Here is a 17,142-nt window from a genome sequence, read left to right as displayed (position 1 = left end):
CCACTTCATTTAAAATTCGCCGCGCCTTACCGGCGATTGACTTATGTCATTGCCGTTAGTGCCGCGAATTTAGATCAGATAGCCCTCCTGGTTGAAAGCGCATATTGATTCGATCAGAGGGCGTCGAGATGTGCATTGCCTGCGCGATGGGAGAGGCGATTTTCGCCGGCGTCACTGTCAACCGGCGTGGCTTCATGCAAAGCGCCGGCGCCGCGGCGTTAAGCGCCGGCTTCGCCGCTGCTGATTTTTCCTGCTCGGAAGTCTTCGCGCAAACCGCCGGCGACAAGATTTTTACCGGCGGCCCGATCATCACCATGGATGACCGCCAGCCCAGCGCCGAGGCGGTGCTGGTCCGTAACGGACGCATTGCCGCCGTTGGCGCGCGCTCGCAAATCGACAGGCAGACACAGGGAGCCGCGGAAGTCGTCGATCTCAAGGGCCGCACCTTGCTGCCCGGTTTCTTCGATCCCCATGGCCATGTCGTCATGGTCGGCTTGCAGGCCTTGTCTGCGAACCTGCTGCCGCCGCCCGACGGCGAAGGCCAGGACATCGCCTCCATTCAGCGCCTGATGAAAGAATGGATCGGCAAGAACGGGCGCGTGATCGAGCGCTACAAGCTCGCGGTCGGTTTCGGCTACGACGACTCCCAGCTCAAGGAGCAGCGGCATCCGACGCGCGACGATCTCGATGCCGTGTCGAAAGACATTCCGATCATTCTCGTTCATCAGTCCGGGCATCTCGGCGTCGCCAACAGCAAGACGCTGGAAGTCGCGAAGATCTCCGCCGCGACCAAGGACCCCAAAGGCGGTGTGTTCCGGCGCCGCGCCGGCAGCCAGGAACCGAACGGGGTGTGCGAGGAATACGCCTTCTTCCAGGTCATCGGCATGCTGGCGTCGAACTTCGACCAAGATGCCTATCTGGCGATGATCAAGGCCGGCACGAAGTCTTACGCCAGCTTCGGATACACCACCGCGCAGGAAGGTCGTGCGATGAAGGCGACCGCCGCCATGCTGAGCAAGGCGGCGGATATGAACATCCTGCCGATCGATGTCGTGTGTTACCCGGATATCATCGACTCGATGGACGCCATCCAGCCGTCGCGGCAGTACCGCAATCGCTATCGCATCGGCGGCGCCAAGCTCACGATCGACGGCTCACCGCAAGGCAAGACCGCCTGGCTGACCAAGCCCTATTTCGTGCCGCCTGCCGGCAGGGATGCCAGCTACGTCGGCTATCCGGCCATCACGCCCGAACAGACGGTCAATGCCGTCGACATTGCTTTCAGCAAAGGCTGGCAGATCCTCACCCATACCAATGGCGACGCCGCGATCGACGCCTTGATGAGCGCCATCAGCAAGGCGACCGCGAAGTACGGCAAGGCCGACCGGCGCGCCGTCATGGTCCACGGCATGACCTGCCGCGAAGACCAGCTCGATCAGGCCAAGGAGCTCGGCATCTTCCCGTCGCTATTTCCCATGCACACCTTCTACTGGGGCGACTGGCACCGCACCTCCGTGCTCGGGCCGGAACGCGCCGCGCGCATCTCGCCATGCGGCTCGGCGTTGCGCCGCGGCATGATGTTCACGTCGCACCATGACGCTCCGGTCGCCAAGCCGGATTCCATGCGGGTCTTGTCGGCGACGGTGACGCGCGTGACCCGCAGCCGATTCATCCTCGGTCCGGATCAACGCGTCAGTGTGCCGGTGGCGCTCAAGGCGATGACCTTGTGGTCGGCCTATCAGCACTTCGAGGAAGCCAGTAAAGGCTCGATCGAAACCGGCAAGCTCGCCGATTTCGTCATCCTTTCCGACAATCCCCTGACCATCGCCCCGGAAAAATTGTCGGCGATCGCGATCGAAGAGACGATCAAGGAGGGCACTACCGTCCACAAGCGCGCCTGATCGCCACTGACGGCCGTTTAAGACCTAGCCTCGATCGTCAGCGGAAGACGGCGCGTAACGGTGCCCGCATTCACATTGAGCGAAGGGTCACAACATGTGCCTCACCTGCAATCCAGCTTTCGCCGAAGCGCTGCGTCGTTCTTTTTTTCCGTCCCGCCGACATATTCTGAAGTCCGCCGCCGCGGTGACAGCAAGCGTCATGGCTTGCGAGGCGGTTCGTCCCGGTAGCGCTATCGCCGAGACGGTGTCGCTTCAGGACATGGCCGCTCAGCTCAGGAAAAATCTGCCGCGAGCGACGATATTTCGCGCGAAGGAAATCGTCACCCTCGATCCCGCGAGGCCCACGGCCACTGCGGTCGCGGTGATCGACGACCGCATCGTCGCAGTCGGCTCCGTGGACGACTTAAAAGCGAAAGCGGGCAACCAGCCGTTCGCCATCGACGAGACATTCGCCGACAAGGTGATCGTGCCCGGCTTCGTGGCCCAGCACGATCATCCTTTCCTGACCGCCTTGACGATGACCGCGGAAATCATCGCCATCGAGGACTGGGTGTTGCCTTCCGGCACTGTGCCGGCCGCAAAAAATGCCGATGAGTATCGCAAGCGGCTTATCGAAGCGAACGCCAGGCTGAAAGACCCGGGCGAGACTCTGGTGACCTGGGGCTATCACCACATTTTCCACGGTAAACTGACCCGCTCGGATCTCGACAATATCAGCCGCACACGGCCGCTCATCGTCTGGCACCGCTCGTGCCACGAGTTGATCGTCAACACCAAAGCGCTCGAGACTTTCGGCATCGACGCCGCCTTCGTCTCAAGCCTGCCCGCAAGCGCCAAGGAACAGGTGAACTTCCAGGAAGGGCACTTCTGGGAACAGGGTCTGTTTGCCTCGGCCCCGAAACTGCTTCCCGCCATCGCCACGCCCGACCGGCTGCGGCGCGGCCTCGAATTCATGGCGCGATACTATCATGCCAATGGCGTGACCGTCGGCTGCGAGCCCGGCGGAATCTACTCGAAGCAATTGCAGGATGCCGTCAACACGGTCCTGTCCCGGCCGGAAACACCGTTCCGCTTCTATTTCATTCCGGACGGCAAATCGATCTACGCGATGTTCCCCGACAGCGCGGTCAGCGAAGCGGAAAAGACACTGAGCTGGGGCAGCGGCATGACGGTCATGGTGCCGAAGCAAATCAAGCTTTTCGCCGACGGCGCTGTCTATTCCCAGTTGATGCAGCTGCGCGACCCCTATCTCGACGGCCATCATGGCGAATGGATCATGGATCCAGCGGTCTTCGCCAAGGCGTTTCAGATATTCTGGAACGCGGACTATCAGATCCATATCCACGTGACCGGGGACGCCGGGGTCGACATGATCCTCGACAATATTGAAGCAAACATGCGCCGGCATCCGCGCTACGATCACCGCACGGTGATCGCTCACTTCGGCGTCGCGCAAAAGGATCAGGTCGCGCGTATCAAACAACTCGGAGCTATCGTCAGCGGCAATCCTTATTATGTCACGGCGCTGGCGGACATCTACGGCAAGCAGGGCCTCGGACCGGAGCGGGCCGACAACCTGGCGCGTCTGGGCGACGTCGAACGCGCGGGCATTTCATACTCGCTGCATTCCGACATGCCGATGGCGCCCGGCCAACCGCTGTTTCTGATGCACTGCGCGGTAAACCGCGTCACCACATCCGGACGCGTCGCCGCCCCCGAACAACGCATCAGCGCGCTGTCGGCGCTCAAGGCGGTCACAATCGACGCGGCCTATTCGCTGCAGTTGGAGAACAACATCGGAAGCATTACGCCGGGCAAGCTCGCCAACCTCACGGTGCTCGCCGACAATCCGCTGACCGTCGATCCGGCGAAGATCAAGGACATTGCCGTCGTTGCGACCGTCCAGGAAGGACGCGTCCTGCCGGTGAATTAAGCGCCTCGGCTACTCCACCAGTGCGAATTGCAGGATCAGATTGCGCTGGACCGCCGAGAAATTGTCGTCGGAAACCAGCGTGACGATGGTCTCACCGGCGGCGTTCTGCGTAACCGCGATGCCTTCCATATTGTCGATCTGATAGCCAAGATCCGCCTCGATCAGCGTCGGACTGTCGAGCACGGCGCCTTCCCTGATGGCTGAAAGCGGCAGCTTGCGGATACGCATGGCAGCGCCGCGGGCCGGCGAGAAGCGCCGTTCCAGAACGAGCAGATCGCCGGACGCCAGATACGTGCAATCGGTCACGTCGAAATCGTCGCTGCGTTTGAGCGTGAAGCGGACCACGCCGGAATCGCCATGTTTTTGTTTGGTCGCGTTTCCGGACGGCGAACCGGTTGCCACTTCGCCTGGAAACGGTCCGGTCGGATCGAGCACGAAGGCGCGATGATTCCCGGCCGCATCGAGGCTGCGTTCGGTGATGGCGATGAGCTTGCCGGCGTGAGGCTGACCCGCCGGGGGCGAGGCCAGGCATTCGAGGCTGGCGTTTTTCTTGAAGCTCTTGAAATCGCCAGGTACGCGAATGTCCTCGCCACGCGCGTTCAAGTCGTCTCTGCCATAGGCAAAGCGCACGATACGCTCGACGCGTTCAAAACCGACAAAGTAATCGCCACCGATACGCGTCAGCGACTCAGCGTCATAGGCGCCCTGCGCGGCGAGCGGTTTGCCGTTCTCGCCGATCAGCGGCGCCATCTCGGCATCGGCCAGGCCGTCGAGCCTGCCGTCACGATAGACGAGACGCGCCTTCAGCCACGAACCGTTGTCGGTAACGGCGATGAGATGATCGTTGTCCGACATGACGAGGCCGGAGAGACCGCCGAAGACGGAAGCCTTCGACGTCAGTTCGAGGCCGCCGCGGAATTCAAGCGCGCCGAAGCGCACGCGCGTCGGGTCGCGATTGTCGAAGGAGACAATCGGCAGCGCGCGGATTTCGACCTTTTCGGGAGCGTCCGCATAGCGCAGGTTCTGCGCCAAAGCGAAGGTGCCGATCGCGGCCAGAGCCACAACGACAACGACGATACGGCGGCTAACGTATCGCATTGGCGTCGAACCCAATCTCCGTTCGTCCCCGCGAAAGCGGGGACCTATCTTATTTCTACGTAAACGTGATTTAGAACTGGGTCCCCGCTTTCGCGGGGACGAACGGAGTTATGTGGCTACGCAAGCGTATCGTACCTCACGCCACCCGCTTGCGCGGCCGACGGACGCGTGGCTCCGGCGCGGGCGATGCGCCCTCGGCGAACAGCTCCGCCAGTTTCTCGGTCATGGCACCGCCGAGCTCCTCCGCATCGACGATGGTGACGGCGCGGCGATAGTAGCGCGTGACGTCGTGGCCGATGCCGATGGCGATGAGTTCGACCGGCGACCGGGTCTCGATATCCTCGATGACCCAGCGCAGATGCCGTTCGAGGTAATTGCCGGGATTGACCGACAGCGTGGAGTCGTCGACGGGCGCACCGTCGGAGATCATCATCAGGATCTTGCGCTGCTCGGGTCGAGCCAACAATCGCTTATGGGCCCAGTCCAACGCCTCGCCGTCGATGTTCTCCTTGAGCAGGCCCTCGCGCATCATCAGGCCGAGATTCTTGCGCGCGCGCCGCCATGGCGCGTCGGCCGATTTGTAGATGATGTGGCGCAGGTCGTTGAGGCGGCCGGGATTGGCCGGCTTGCCGGCCGACAGCCAGTGCTCGCGCGATTGCCCGCCCTTCCAGGCGCGCGTCGTGAAGCCGAGAATCTCGACCTTGACGCCGCAGCGCTCCAGCGTGCGCGCCAGAATATCGGCGCAGGTGGCGGCGACCGTAATTGGCCGGCCGCGCATGGAGCCCGAATTGTCGAGCAGCAGCGTCACCACGGTGTCGCGGAATTCGGTGTCCTTCTCCCACTTGAAGGACAGAGCGTGCATCGGGTCCATGATGACGCGGGTGAGGCGCGCCGGATCAAGAATGCCTTCCTCGAGGTCGAAGTCCCAGGAGCGATTCTGCTGCGCCATCAGGCGGCGCTGCAAGCGGTTGGCGAGACGCGCGACAACGCCCTGCAGCGCCGAGAGCTGCTTGTCTAGATAGCCGCGCAACCGATCGAGCTCTTCCGGCTCGCACAGGTCTTCGGCGGCAATAGTTTCGTCGAACTTCATGGTGAAGGCGCGATAGTCCGGCCCGCGCGGCTCGTTCTGGCCGTACTGGCGCGGTCGCTGCGGTTCGCCCGGTGTTTCGGCATCGCCGAGTTCCGAGTCGTCGGCCATGTCGGATGTCGGTGCCTCGGCGGCTTCCGCCGCGTCGTCGGGCATGTCTTCGGTCGACATCTGCGTGTCTTCCGACGACATGCTCTGTTGGTCGTCGGATTCGGCGGCTTCGCCGTCGTCGCCGGATTCCTGATTCTTCTGCTCTTCCTCGCCGTCCTCGTCATCCTCTTCGTTGTCGGAGGAACGGTCGTCGCCCATCTCGAGCGCGTCGAGCAGATCGTGAATGACGTCGGAGAACTGGCGTTGGTCCTCGATGATGTCTTCAAGCCGGTCGAGGTCCTCGCCGGCGCGTTCCTCGATCAGCGGCCGCCACAGCTCGACGAGGTTCTTCGCCGCGGCCGGCGGCGCGAGACCCGTGAGACGCTCCCGCACCATGAGCGCCAGCGCTTCCTCGATCGGCGCGTCGGCGCGCTGCGACACCTGCTCGAACTTGCCGCGGGCGTAACGGTCGTCGAGCATGGCGGTGATGTTCTGCGCCACACCGGCCATGCGCCGCGCGCCGATCGATTCGACACGGGCCTGCTCGACCGCCTCGAACACCGCTCTGGCCTGCTGGCCCTCGGGCAGGCCGCGGCGATGAATGGCGGCGTCGTGACAGGCAAGCTTGAGCGCAATGGAGTCGGCATTGCCGCGCACGATCGCGGCTTCGCCGCGCGTCAATTTGCGCGCCGGTTCCGGCAGCCGCGCCTTGCCGCCGAGGAGGCCAGGCCGTTCGGCGGCATAAGTGATCTCCAGGTCCGGCTTGCGCGCGATGGCACGCAGCGCGCTCGCCACCGAGCGCTTGAACGGCTCGGTCGGCGATTCCTTGGACGACGGCTTGTTGATCTTGATGTTGGAGGCCATTTTATTTCCGTCGTTCCGGAGCGCCGCTTCTTAGCGGCGAGTCCGGAACCCATACTCACTGACGTCTCGGCTCAATCGCAACACAGGGGTTATGGGTCCCCGCCTTCGCGGGGACGACAACCGTTACGACAACGCCACGTTCACCGAGCTCTCCGGCAGTTCGACGCCGAAGCAGCGCTGATAGAACTCGGCGACGATCGGACGCTCGAGCTCGTCGCACTTGTTGAGGAAGGTGAGCCGGAACGCGAAGCCGACATCCTTGAAGATATCGGCGTTTTCCGCCCAGGTGATCACCGTACGCGGGCTCATGACGGTCGAGAGGTCGCCGTTCATGAAGGCGTTGCGCGTGAGGTCTGCGACGCGCACCATCTTGCTGACGATGTCGCGCCCCTTCTCGTTCTGATAGTGCTTGGCCTTGGCGAGAATGATCTCGACCTCGTTGTCGTGCGGCAGATAGTTCAGCGTCGTCACCAGGTTCCAGCGGTCCATCTGCGCCTGGTTGATCTGCTGCGTGCCGTGATACAGGCCCGAGGTGTCGCCGAGGCCGATGGTGTTGGCCGTAGCGAACAATCTGAATGCAGGGTGCGGCTTGATCACGCGGCTCTGGTCGAGCAGCGTCAGGCGGCCAGACGATTCCAGCACGCGCTGAATGACGAACATCACGTCCGGACGGCCAGCGTCGTATTCGTCGAAGCACAGCGCGACGTTGTTCTGGTAAGCCCAGGGCAGAATGCCGTCGCGGAACTCCGTGACCTGCTGGCCGTCCTTGAGCACGATGGCGTCCTTGCCGATCAGGTCGATACGGCTGATATGGCTGTCGAGGTTGACGCGCACCATCGGCCAGTTCAGCCGCGCCGCGACCTGCTCGATATGCGTCGACTTGCCGGTGCCGTGATAGCCGGTGACAATGACGCGGCGATTGCGCGCAAAGCCGGCGAGGATGGCCAGCGTGGTCGGACGGTCGAAACGGTAATCCGGATCGACGTCGGGGACGTGATCGTCGGTCTTGGAATAGGCCGGCACTTCCATGTCGCTGTCGATGCCGAAAACCTGCCGCACCGACACCTTCAGATCGGGCAGATTGGGGGATTCTTGAACTGCGGTCGCCATTGCTTCTCCGTGGCCCCGGAACGGCACGGGGCCGCACTTCTCACCGGGATGAGGCTATTTCGGGATTGAGACGGCGCAACGCTACCAGAAAGCCGGGGGACAACGAAAGCGCCCCGCGGCATAGCTAGAATACCTTATAATTTCAGTGCGTTAGCGGTTCAGAGAACGGGCCTCAGCCCATACCGACCGACTTGAGGTACTTGTAGGCGTTGATGATCTCGATGAGGCGGTCTTCGTGGCTGCGGTCGCCGCCATTGGCGTCAGGATGGTGGCGCTTCACAAGGTCCTTGTAGCGGGCCGACACCTGGGCCTTGGTGGCGCTGACCTCGAGGCTGAGCGCCTCGAACGCCTTGCGCTCGGCGTTGCGAATAACGCGGGTTTCGGCCTTGGCCTTCTGCTCGGCGCGCGCGCCGTCGCCGAACAGACCGAAGGGATCGCCCTCGCCGCCAAGCGCGCCAAGACCGGGCTTGGCGCGGCTTTTCTTGCCGGTGCCCATTTTCCAGGTCGGACGATGGCCGGTGAGCGCGTCCTTCTGGTAGGCAAGCACGGCGTCGTCGGCCATGCCGGCGAAGAAGTTGTAGTTCTGATTATAATCACGCGCGTGCTTGAGGCAGTAATGCCAGTAGCCGGACGAGTTCGGCCCTTTCGGCGCCTTGTTGGTCGCCTTCTCCTTGCAATTCGGCCATTGGCAGGCGGGACCGTCGTTCTTAAGACGACGATCCTTATCCGGCTTGACGCGAATGCTGTCGAAAATCGAGGAAGGGTTTTTCATGACCGGACGTTATGCGCTTATTCCAACAATGGCCGCAAGTCTTGACACGGGTATGGCGCCGACGATTCGACGGGCATTGACCGGGCCCGCGCAGTTTCCTAACTGCGTGATATGCCCATGCAAAAATTGCGAACCGCTGACCTGATTACAAAAAAGCTCACCGAAGCCCTGGTTCCGGAGAGCCTGAAAGTGGTGGACGAGTCCCACCAGCACGAAGGCCATGCCGGCCACCGCCCGGGCGGCGAAACTCATTTCAGGGTTTATATCGTGGCTGAGGCCTTCTCCGGCAAGTCCCGCGTGGAGCGGCACCGCATGGTCAATGCCATCCTTTCGGATGAGTTAAAGGGCAGCGTCCACGCGCTCGCCATTCACGCCCAGGCGCCGGGCGAAACGCGGTAAGGCGCGCTACTTTTCCTTCGCCCCCGCCACGCGCGGCAGCGGCTGGATGCGCAGCGCGGTGATGCGATTGCGCGCGCGGCGCAGCACCCTGAAACGGAAGCCGTGGAAGGTGAAGGTCTGGCCGACTTCGGGAATGGTGCGCGCCTCGTGAATGACAAGGCCGGCAATGGTCGTCGCTTCTTCGTCCGGTAACTGCCAGCCCATCACGCGATTGAGATCCCGGATCGGCACCGCGCCATCGACATTGGCGGAGCCGTCCGGCTGACGTCGCACGCCGGGAATGGCGACGTCGTGCTCGTCGGTAATGTCGCCGACGATCTCTTCCAGAATGTCCTCGAGCGTAACGAGGCCTTCGACCTCGCCATACTCGTCGACCACCAGCGCGAACGGCGTCTTGCGCCGGCGAAAGGCCTTGAGCTGTTCCGACACCGGCCGCGTCTCCGGCACAAACCAGGGCTGGGTCAGCAGCGCCGGAATGTCGACCTTGGCCGCATCGCCGTCGAGGGCGTGCAGCGCGCGCAGCAGGTCCTTCACATGCAGAATGCCGATGATGTTCTCCGGATTGCCGCGCCATAGCGGCAGGCGCGTCACCGGCGAGGCGATCACGGTGTTGACGATGTCCTCCGGCTTCTGGTCGGCATCCACCGTGATCATGTTGGTGCGGTGGACCATGACGTCGGACACTTCGAGCTCGCCGACGCGAAACACATTCTGGATGTATTCCGCCTGGCCTTCTTCGAGCTTGCCGTATTCGGCCGAGGTCGCGACCAGGCCTTCGAGTTCGACATCGCTCAGCACCTCGTGCGGCAAGGCCTCCTTGACGCCAAGCAGGCGCAGGATCCAGGCCGACACCGAGTTGAGCATCCAGTTCAACGGATAGAATGCGATGAAGGAGACATAGAGCGGATAGGCGACCCAGAGCGATACCGGCTCCGGTTCGCGGATCGCCAAGGTCTTCGGCACCTGCTCGCCGATGACAATGTGCAGCGACGAGAAAACGAGAAAGCCGACGATGAAGGCCGTGAAATGCACCGCCTTCTCCGGCATGCCCAGCGGCTCGAGCACCGGCGTCAGCAGCGCCGCGACCGTCGGCTCACCGACCCAGCCGAGGCCGAGCGAGGCCATGGTGATGCCGAGCTGACAGCAGGCGAGATAGGCCTCGATATGGCCGAGGATGTGCTTGACCAGCCGCGCGCCGAAGCGGTTCTCCTCCACCATCGCGTCGATGCGGAAGCCGCGGCTCTTCACCAGCGCGAATTCGGCGGCAACATAAAAGGCGTTGGCGGCCAGCAGCAGAAATGCCAGCAGCAGATTCAGCGTCGCGCTCATGACCCGCGTTTCTCGTCGAGGAAGGCGCGAATGGCGCCGGGATCGACATCGTTGGCGACAAAGGCCTGGCCGACTCCGCGCACCAGAATGAAGGTGAGCCTACCGCGTTTCACTTTCTTGTCCTGCGCGATCAGCTCCATCAGCCGGTCGACGTCCGGCACGCCGCCTTGCACGTCGCTTATTTTGGTCGGCAGGCCGGCGTCGGCAAGATGCGCGCGCACGCGGGCGACGCTGTTGCCGCCGAGCAGGCCCTGCTGCTCGGAAAACTCGAAAGCCAGTACGCAGCCGAGCGCCACCGCCTCGCCATGCAGCAGGCGCTGCGAGAAGCCGGCGCCGGCTTCGAACGCGTGGCCGAAGGTGTGGCCGAGATTGAGCAGCGCGCGGTCGCCGGTCTCGCGTTCGTCGCGCGCGACGATAGCCGCCTTGGCGCGGCACGACACGGCGATAGCGTGTTCGCGCGCGGCACCACCTCCATGGACCTCGCGCCAGTTCGCCTCCAGCCAGGCGAAGAAATCGGCGTCGCCGAGCAGCCCGTATTTGACGACCTCGGCATAGCCCGCGCGAAATTCGCGCGCCGGCAACGTGTCGAGCATCGCCGTGTCGGCGATGACCAGAATCGGCTGGTGGAATGCGCCGATCAGATTCTTGCCCCGCGGCGAATTGATGCCGGTCTTGCCGCCGACCGATGAATCGACCATCGCCAGCAGCGAGGTCGGCACCTGCACGAAATCGAGGCCGCGCCGCACACTCGCCGCGGCAAAGCCGGCAAGGTCGCCGATGACGCCGCCGCCGAGCGCGACCACGAGATCGTTGCGCTCGATGCGCGCGGCGATGATCGCTTCGCACACCGTCTCGAAAGTCGCGTAGCTCTTGGAGCCCTCGCCCGGCTTGACCACGATCGGCGTCGACTCGATGCCGCTGGCCTTGAGAATTTCTTTGACGCGCGCGAGATGCGCGCGCGCGACGTTCTCATCGGTGAGGATGGCGACGCGCGCGCCCGGCCGCAGCGCCTTGATGCGCTCGCCCAAAGTCCTGATCGCGTCGCGGCCGATGACAATGTCATAAGCGCGGTTGCCGAGCGCGACCGGCACGATGGTTTCTGTTGCAGGCTGACGCAGCGATGCGGTCATCGCGTCGGCTCCGGAAGTTCGAGATGTTTCGGCAGAGCCGCGATGATGTCGTCCACGATCACGTCGTGCGGTTCGTCGCGCGACTGCACGATGATGTCGGACATGGCATAGACCGGCTCGCGCAGCGGCAGCAACTCCTTGAGGCGGTCGACCAGCGGGCGGTCGCCGGTGCCGCGCTTCTTGGTCCGCTTGGTGAGTACATCGAGATCGGCCTTCAGCCAGATCGAGATGCCCTTGATGTTGATGAGATCGCGCGTGCGCGGGTCCATCACGGCCCCGCCCCCGGTCGCCAGCACCTGCGGGCCATGATCGAGCAGGCGGGCGATGACGCGGGCCTCGCCGGCGCGGAAATAGGGCTCGCCATGGAGCGCGAAAATTTCCGGGATGCTCATGCCGGCCGCGGTCTCGATCTCGGTGTCGGCGTCGGTGAAATTGAGCCCGAGCCGCGTCGCCAGCCGGCGCCCCACCGACGACTTGCCGGCTCCCATCATGCCGACCAGCACCAGCGAGCGCGACCCGAGCGCGGCCACGATCGCCGCCCGAAGGGCGGGATCGAGCGCGCCTTCGGCGGCTTTCTGGACGGTGGTATTAACCATGATAGGGTTTCCGAACCGGCGTAACGGTTCCATATAACAATTATTGCAGAACCGCGACTGCTTCGGCGGCGAAAGGGTTGCCAGAGGGTGGGAACCGTGGTCGTAGGGCGTAAAGTCAAAATCTTGATTCGAGCCGGGTAGCGCCATGCCGAGCCTGTTCCGATTCCTCGTCATCGTCGGGATGATCGCCGCTTTGGGCTATGTCGGCATTTTCGCGCTCGCCAATTTCGTCAAGCTGCAGCCGCGCGAAATGGTCGTCACCGTGCCGCAGGACAAGTTCTTCAAACAGCCGCGCTGAGCAAGGGCCAGATGGCCAAAGCCCGCCAGACTGATGACGCCCTGATCGAGCTGTTTCTCGACATGCAGGCGGCCGAGCGCGGCGCCGGTGAAAACACTTTGGCCGCCTACCGCAACGACCTCGCCGACCTGTCGTCGCATCTGCGCGCGGCCGGCACGTCGGTCGCCCAAGCCGATACCGACGACCTGCGCGGCTTCCTCAAGAGCCTCGACGAGCGGGGCTTTGCCGCCTCGTCGCTGGCGCGGCGGCTGTCGGCGACCCGGCAGCTCTATCGCTTTCTTTATGCCGAAGGAAAACGGGGCGACGATCCGGCCGCGGTTCTGGAAGGGCCCAAGCGCGGCAAGACGCTGCCCAAGGTGCTATCCATCGCCGAGGTCGATACGCTGCTGACGCAGGCGCGCGCCAATGCCGAAAATGCCGAGCAGCCGAAAGCGACACGCCTGCGCGCGGCGCGACTCCTTTGCCTGCTCGAGGTTGTGTATGCGACCGGCCTGCGCGTCTCCGAACTCGTCGCCCTCCCCGCCTCCGCGGCCCGGCCGCAGCAACAGATGCTGGTGGTGCGCGGCAAAGGCAATAAGGAGCGGCTCGTGCCGCTGAACGCAGCCGCCAAACGAGCGATGAGCGAATATCTCGCGCTGCGCGGTGAAGCGAAGAAGGAAGCGCCATCGAAATGGCTGTTTCCGTCCTTCGGCGAGCAGGGCCACATCACGCGGCAGCATTTCGCCCGCGAGCTAAAGGCGCTCGGCGCGGCCTGTGGCATCCCGCCGTCGCAGCTATCGCCGCATGTACTGCGCCACGCCTTCGCCAGCCATCTCCTGCACAACGGCGCCGACCTGCGCATCGTGCAGACCTTGCTCGGCCACGCCGACATCTCGACGACGCAGATCTATACCCATGTGCTGGAAGAGCGATTGAAGTCGCTGGTGCGGGATCTGCATCCGCTGGGGGATGATTCGTAGCCGTCATCACCCGCGAAAGCGGGTGATCCAGCACTTCTCGAAATGTAAGAGCTGGATCGTCCGCTTTCGCGGACGATGACAGCGCACGACGAGGCCGCTTACGCCGCCTGCTTCGTCTTCAAGTAATAATTGGCGTTCCGCCCAAGCACGAGCTTGCGGATCAGCGCGCGCATGGCGAGGCTCTTGCGCAGCGGATCGACCACCGCCTTGACCGAGCGGAACACTGCCAGCTTCACGGTGTCGAGCGCCGGATTGCGCCCCGGCGCGGCCTGCGGCATGCCGAAACGGCGCAGCAGAGAATTGACGACGAACACGTCGTTCTTGCGCATCACCGCCTTGGTCTTCCACGTCACCGCCATCGAGATCGAATACTGCGAGCCCGTCCGCACCCAGTGCGGCCAGAGATACGGCACGAACACGCCGTCGCCGTCCTTTAGCGAATAGCAGACCGACTTCTTCTCGAAATCCGGGCTGTAGCTCACATTGCGGTGCTTGGTCAGCGAATGCTCGATAGCGTCGTCGCTGACCACCGAGCCGTCGCGGTTGTCGCAGATGGTGAAAAACTTGTCGCCGTGAATCTGTACGAAAATATTGTCCTCGGCATCGACATGAAACGGCGTCGTGGCGTTCGGCGACGACACGAACATGAAGCCGCGGATGTCCTCGAAGCCCGCCTCCTCGAGATCGGCGTGGCCGTGCGCGCGGGCGAGCGCGTTGAGGCAATCCTCGATCACGGCGCGATAGGCGGGGTGCTGCTCGACGCGCTTGAGCACCATCCAGGCACCCGCGGTCTCGATGCTGCGCACCACCTCTTCCGGGTCTAGATCGATGAATTTTGTTTCCTTGGCGTCCTGACCGATAGCCGCGTCGCCGGAATTATATTCGATGGAATCGGCCGGCAGGTGGCGCACCAGATCGACGATCTTCGGCAGCGTGAATAGCGGATTGCCGGCCAGTTGGTGACGCAACGAGAACGGCTGCATCGGGAAACTGGCGGCGAAAGCGGAGCGGTCGGCCGGTTCGACGACGGCAGCGGCGGCGGTCATGGCATTCATCCTTTCAACTTGCGAAGGCGGTGATAAAGCGAGCGCGCAGCGTCACGCAGCGCGCGGCGCGCATCGATGAGAGCGGCGAGAAGCCTGAAACCGGAAGCGCCGGCCTGCGTCGGCAGCATCAGATCGGCGATCGGCTGACGATCGCGCCAGATGTGGTCGATCATCGGATGGTTGGCGACGGCGTTGGAATCGACGCTGTCGATCGCCGCGTCGGCGCACATCGCCCGCGTGATGTCGAGCGTGAGCAGCACGCCGGGCGACATCTTGGCGAAAGCCTCATCATAGGCGATCTTGAAGAAATAGGCGCGGCCCGCATGGCGCAGCAGCACGCCGGCGGCGACCACCTTGTCGCCACTCGTCAGCGTCACGATCTGCGCGGCGCCCTCACGCACCATCGCCGGCAAGGCCTCTTTCATGAAAGCGACGTCGCCCTGCCTGGCGGCGAGCGCGGTCCCGGCCGCGCCTTTCCAGCCGGCGGCCTCGAGCGCGAGGAACTGTTCAAGCGCGGTTACGGCCTCGGCACCCGGCGCGGCAACGCGGTATTCAACGTCGCCGGTATCGGCCAGACGATTGCGCTGACGGCGCAGTTCTTTCAGCTTCTTGGCGCCGAGTGCGGCCAAGGCCTCATCGATGTCCTGCGTCGCATCGAGGCGCGCGCGCTCATGCGCGTTGAAGACACGAGGGCTGATAGCAAATGGTTCGGTCGCGCGGCGCAGCGCAGCAGCGACCGCGCCATCCATCGCCAGCGCCGGCAGGAGCAATGCCTGCGCGCCGGCTTCGCGCGCGGCTTTCATCAGCGCATGCGCGGCGTCATCCGGTTGGTCGCGATCGAGCAGCGGCGTCGTCAGCGGCGCGTAAGCGTACCAGCCGACGAAAACGGGAAGCGGCAGGCGCAGGCAATTCCAGGCGGGAGCCACCAGCATCAGCCCGATCAAGCGGCGCTTGCGCGGACCATCCCAGGCGAGCAGCGCTCGCATGCCGACCTGGCCTTTGACATGCCGCGCCACGGCGCGCGCCCAGGCCGGATGATAGAAAGCATTGGCCTCGACCGCGCGCGCGGAAAGATCGGCCCAGGCCGCTTCTGGCACAGCCAGAATATCGACGACTTCGGAGATCGCCTGCTCGCTACGCGCCAAATCACCGAACGCACCGCGATCACGTGCCAGCGCGGCGCGCGCGCCGGCAATCCAGCCTTGCACGTTGTGACGAGTATCGACGACCGACATAACGCTCCCCCGCGTCCCTGCGTGGGGACCGTGCGCGGTACGCCGTTAAAGCCTTTGTAAAATGATCGCAGAAAGTCGGGGATTGGCGGGTCTCGGTTAAAGAGCGGTGAGCCGGGCGGTCCGCATTCGCGGCGAAACATTAAGGATTTAGAGGGCATTATCCCTGTCGCTTGACTAACGCCCCACTATGGGTCAGTTGGCCCACCGACCGGACCGCCGGTTTCCCGACTTTCAGCGAAGCATCGCCCGGACCTCATGCGCAGCTATCTCGACTTTGAAAAACCGGTGGCCGAGCTCGAGGCCAAGGTCGAGGAATTGCGCGCCATGGCGGCGACCGACAATGCCGTTTCGGTGACCGAAGAGATCGGCCGCCTCGAGAGCAAGGCCGCGCAGGCACTCAAGGAGCTCTACGGCGAGCTTACGCCCTGGCAGAAGACACAGGTCGCGCGCCATCCGCAGCGTCCGCATTGTCTCGATTACGTCAAAGGCCTCATCACGGACTTCGTGCCGCTCGCCGGCGATCGCAAGTTCGGCGACGACGCTGCCATCATTGCCGGCTTCGGCCGCTTCCGCGGCGACAGCGTCTGCATTCTCGGTCACGAGAAGGGCAGCGACACCGAGAGCCGCCTCAAGCACAATTTCGGCATGGCGCGCCCCGAAGGCTATCGCAAGGCGGTGCGGCTGATGGAAATGGCCGACCGTTTCGGCATTCCGGTGCTGTCGCTGGTCGACACTGCGGGCGCCTATCCCGGCATCGGCGCGGAAGAGCGTGGCCAGGCCGAAGCGATCGCGCGTTCGACCGATGTCTGCCTGTCGCTCGGCGTACCCAATGTCGCGGTCATTCTCGGCGAAGGCGGCTCAGGCGGTGCCATCGCGCTCGCCACCGCCAACAAGGTGCTGATGCTCGAGCACGCAATCTACAGCGTGATCTCGCCGGAAGGCGCCGCCTCGATCCTGTGGCGCGACTCGTCCAAGGCGCAGGACGCCGCCACCAACATGAAGATCACCGCCCAGGACATGATCCGCTTCGGCGTCATCGATGGGATCATCGCCGAACCGACCGGCGGCGCCCATCGCGATCCGGGCGAGACCATCGCCTCGGCGGGCGATGCCATCGCCGCCGCCTTCGCCGAACTCAGCGGGCTCGGCCGGGATGCCGTCCGCAAGGCCCGCCGCGACAAATTCCTGGCCATCGGCCGGCTCCCGGCGAAAGCCGCCGGTTAAGCCGGATTCGGGGGCCTGAAACGGGGCTGCCCGGCCCCGCCACCACGTTTTAGGCAAGATTTACCATAGGG

Annotated in this window: 15 protein-coding genes; 6 read left to right on the top strand and 9 right to left on the bottom strand. The window is 63.8% G+C overall.

The genetic code is table 11. The features are described 5' to 3' along the window. Positions 1-104 precede the first annotated feature (104 nt). Positions 105-1,901 (top strand): amidohydrolase, encoded by a 1,797-nt coding sequence (locus E8Q40_RS02510; protein WP_205995651.1) that lies wholly within the window; start codon positions 105-107, stop codon positions 1,899-1,901. A gap of 184 nt (positions 1,902-2,085) precedes the next feature. Next, a complete protein-coding gene (locus E8Q40_RS02505; protein ID WP_246662987.1) occupies positions 2,086-3,834 on the top strand; it encodes an amidohydrolase in 1,749 nt (582 codons plus the stop codon). Positions 3,835-3,843: 9 nt separating this feature from the next. Here the strand turns inward: E8Q40_RS02505 and E8Q40_RS02500 are convergent, their stop codons facing one another. The 4 genes from E8Q40_RS02500 to E8Q40_RS02485 form a co-directional block, all read right to left on the bottom strand. Beyond that, positions 3,844-4,932 (bottom strand): esterase-like activity of phytase family protein, encoded by a 1,089-nt coding sequence (locus E8Q40_RS02500; protein ID WP_137042903.1) that lies wholly within the window; start codon positions 4,930-4,932, stop codon positions 3,844-3,846. A gap of 136 nt (positions 4,933-5,068) precedes the next feature. Further along, positions 5,069-6,973 carry a cobaltochelatase subunit CobT gene (cobT, locus tag E8Q40_RS02495; protein WP_137042902.1) on the bottom strand — a complete coding sequence of 635 codons (1,905 nt, stop codon included), beginning with the start codon at positions 6,971-6,973 and terminating at the stop codon, positions 5,069-5,071. Between the two features lie 123 nt (positions 6,974-7,096). Continuing rightward, positions 7,097-8,083 carry a cobaltochelatase subunit CobS gene (cobS, locus tag E8Q40_RS02490; RefSeq protein WP_137042901.1) on the bottom strand — a complete coding sequence of 329 codons (987 nt, stop codon included), beginning with the start codon at positions 8,081-8,083 and terminating at the stop codon, positions 7,097-7,099. Between the two features lie 172 nt (positions 8,084-8,255). Next, the gene (locus E8Q40_RS02485; protein ID WP_137042900.1) at positions 8,256-8,855 is read right to left on the bottom strand and encodes a J domain-containing protein; all 600 of its coding nucleotides are present in this window, start codon (positions 8,853-8,855) and stop codon (positions 8,256-8,258) included. Positions 8,856-8,972: 117 nt separating this feature from the next. On the opposite strand from E8Q40_RS02485, the gene E8Q40_RS02480 reads away from it, so the two are divergent. Further along, on the top strand, positions 8,973-9,254 hold the full coding sequence (locus tag E8Q40_RS02480; RefSeq protein ID WP_168197720.1) for a BolA family transcriptional regulator: 282 nt from the start codon (positions 8,973-8,975) through the stop codon (positions 9,252-9,254). A 6-nt stretch (positions 9,255-9,260) separates the two neighbouring features. Here E8Q40_RS02480 and E8Q40_RS02475 read toward each other — a convergent pair whose 3' ends face one another. The 3 genes from E8Q40_RS02475 to E8Q40_RS02465 are packed head-to-tail and all read right to left on the bottom strand — an operon-like array spanning position 9,261 to position 12,309. Continuing rightward, positions 9,261-10,583: a hemolysin family protein gene (locus E8Q40_RS02475; RefSeq protein WP_137042899.1), complete on the bottom strand. Its 1,323-nt coding sequence runs from the start codon at positions 10,581-10,583 to the stop codon at positions 9,261-9,263. Next, positions 10,580-11,713, bottom strand: a complete 1,134-nt coding sequence (gene aroB, locus E8Q40_RS02470; RefSeq protein WP_137042898.1) for a 3-dehydroquinate synthase — start codon at positions 11,711-11,713, stop codon at positions 10,580-10,582. The genes E8Q40_RS02475 and aroB overlap by 4 nt, the downstream gene beginning before the upstream one ends. Then, positions 11,710-12,309, bottom strand: coding sequence for a shikimate kinase (locus E8Q40_RS02465; RefSeq protein ID WP_137042897.1), 600 nt, complete (start codon positions 12,307-12,309; stop codon positions 11,710-11,712). Before E8Q40_RS02465 ends, aroB begins: the two co-directional genes overlap by 4 nt. A gap of 145 nt (positions 12,310-12,454) precedes the next feature. Here E8Q40_RS02465 and E8Q40_RS02460 point away from each other — a divergent pair, with 145 nt between their 5' ends. Together E8Q40_RS02460 and E8Q40_RS02455 are read left to right on the top strand one after the other, a co-directional pair. Beyond that, on the top strand, positions 12,455-12,607 hold the full coding sequence (locus E8Q40_RS02460; protein WP_137042896.1) for a histidine kinase: 153 nt from the start codon (positions 12,455-12,457) through the stop codon (positions 12,605-12,607). Between the two features lie 11 nt (positions 12,608-12,618). Beyond that, the gene (locus E8Q40_RS02455; protein WP_137042895.1) at positions 12,619-13,566 is read left to right on the top strand and encodes a site-specific tyrosine recombinase XerD; all 948 of its coding nucleotides are present in this window, start codon (positions 12,619-12,621) and stop codon (positions 13,564-13,566) included. 98 nt (positions 13,567-13,664) lie between these two features. On the opposite strand, the gene E8Q40_RS02450 is transcribed toward E8Q40_RS02455, so the two are convergent. Both E8Q40_RS02450 and E8Q40_RS02445 read right to left on the bottom strand, forming a co-directional pair. Beyond that, positions 13,665-14,621 carry a cupin-like domain-containing protein gene (locus tag E8Q40_RS02450; protein WP_137042894.1) on the bottom strand — a complete coding sequence of 319 codons (957 nt, stop codon included), beginning with the start codon at positions 14,619-14,621 and terminating at the stop codon, positions 13,665-13,667. Next, entirely contained in the window at positions 14,618-15,847 is a 1,230-nt protein-coding gene (locus tag E8Q40_RS02445) for a GNAT family N-acetyltransferase (protein ID WP_137042893.1), read from the bottom strand. The genes E8Q40_RS02450 and E8Q40_RS02445 overlap by 4 nt, the downstream gene beginning before the upstream one ends. A gap of 255 nt (positions 15,848-16,102) precedes the next feature. On the opposite strand from E8Q40_RS02445, the gene E8Q40_RS02440 reads away from it, so the two are divergent. Next, positions 16,103-17,071 carry an acetyl-CoA carboxylase carboxyltransferase subunit alpha gene (locus tag E8Q40_RS02440; protein WP_137042892.1) on the top strand — a complete coding sequence of 323 codons (969 nt, stop codon included), beginning with the start codon at positions 16,103-16,105 and terminating at the stop codon, positions 17,069-17,071. Positions 17,072-17,142 lie beyond the last annotated feature (71 nt).

This window comes from Pseudolabrys sp. FHR47 (assembly GCF_005153485.1).
Lineage (GTDB): Bacteria > Pseudomonadota > Alphaproteobacteria > Rhizobiales > Xanthobacteraceae > Pseudolabrys.
The sequence above is the reverse complement of the archived record's forward strand: the minus strand, read 5'-3'. Positions and strand labels throughout refer to the sequence as shown.

What these genes read in the sequence shown, in the direction of transcription:
- E8Q40_RS02500 (WP_137042903.1), bottom strand. Translation starts at nt 4,932, where the DNA reads ATGCGATACGTTAGCCGCCGTATCGTCGTTGTCGTTGTGGCTCTGGCC.
- cobT (WP_137042902.1), bottom strand. Translation starts at nt 6,973, where the DNA reads ATGGCCTCCAACATCAAGATCAACAAGCCGTCGTCCAAGGAATCGCCG.
- cobS (WP_137042901.1), bottom strand. Translation starts at nt 8,083, where the DNA reads ATGGCGACCGCAGTTCAAGAATCCCCCAATCTGCCCGATCTGAAGGTG.
- E8Q40_RS02485 (WP_137042900.1), bottom strand. Translation starts at nt 8,855, where the DNA reads ATGAAAAACCCTTCCTCGATTTTCGACAGCATTCGCGTCAAGCCGGAT.
- E8Q40_RS02480 (WP_168197720.1), top strand. Translation starts at nt 8,973, where the DNA reads ATGCAAAAATTGCGAACCGCTGACCTGATTACAAAAAAGCTCACCGAA.
- E8Q40_RS02475 (WP_137042899.1), bottom strand. Translation starts at nt 10,583, where the DNA reads ATGAGCGCGACGCTGAATCTGCTGCTGGCATTTCTGCTGCTGGCCGCC.
- aroB (WP_137042898.1), bottom strand. Translation starts at nt 11,713, where the DNA reads ATGACCGCATCGCTGCGTCAGCCTGCAACAGAAACCATCGTGCCGGTC.
- E8Q40_RS02465 (WP_137042897.1), bottom strand. Translation starts at nt 12,309, where the DNA reads ATGGTTAATACCACCGTCCAGAAAGCCGCCGAAGGCGCGCTCGATCCC.
- E8Q40_RS02460 (WP_137042896.1), top strand. Translation starts at nt 12,455, where the DNA reads ATGCCGAGCCTGTTCCGATTCCTCGTCATCGTCGGGATGATCGCCGCT.
- E8Q40_RS02455 (WP_137042895.1), top strand. Translation starts at nt 12,619, where the DNA reads ATGGCCAAAGCCCGCCAGACTGATGACGCCCTGATCGAGCTGTTTCTC.
- E8Q40_RS02450 (WP_137042894.1), bottom strand. Translation starts at nt 14,621, where the DNA reads ATGAATGCCATGACCGCCGCCGCTGCCGTCGTCGAACCGGCCGACCGC.
- E8Q40_RS02445 (WP_137042893.1), bottom strand. Translation starts at nt 15,847, where the DNA reads ATGTCGGTCGTCGATACTCGTCACAACGTGCAAGGCTGGATTGCCGGC.
- E8Q40_RS02440 (WP_137042892.1), top strand. Translation starts at nt 16,103, where the DNA reads ATGCGCAGCTATCTCGACTTTGAAAAACCGGTGGCCGAGCTCGAGGCC.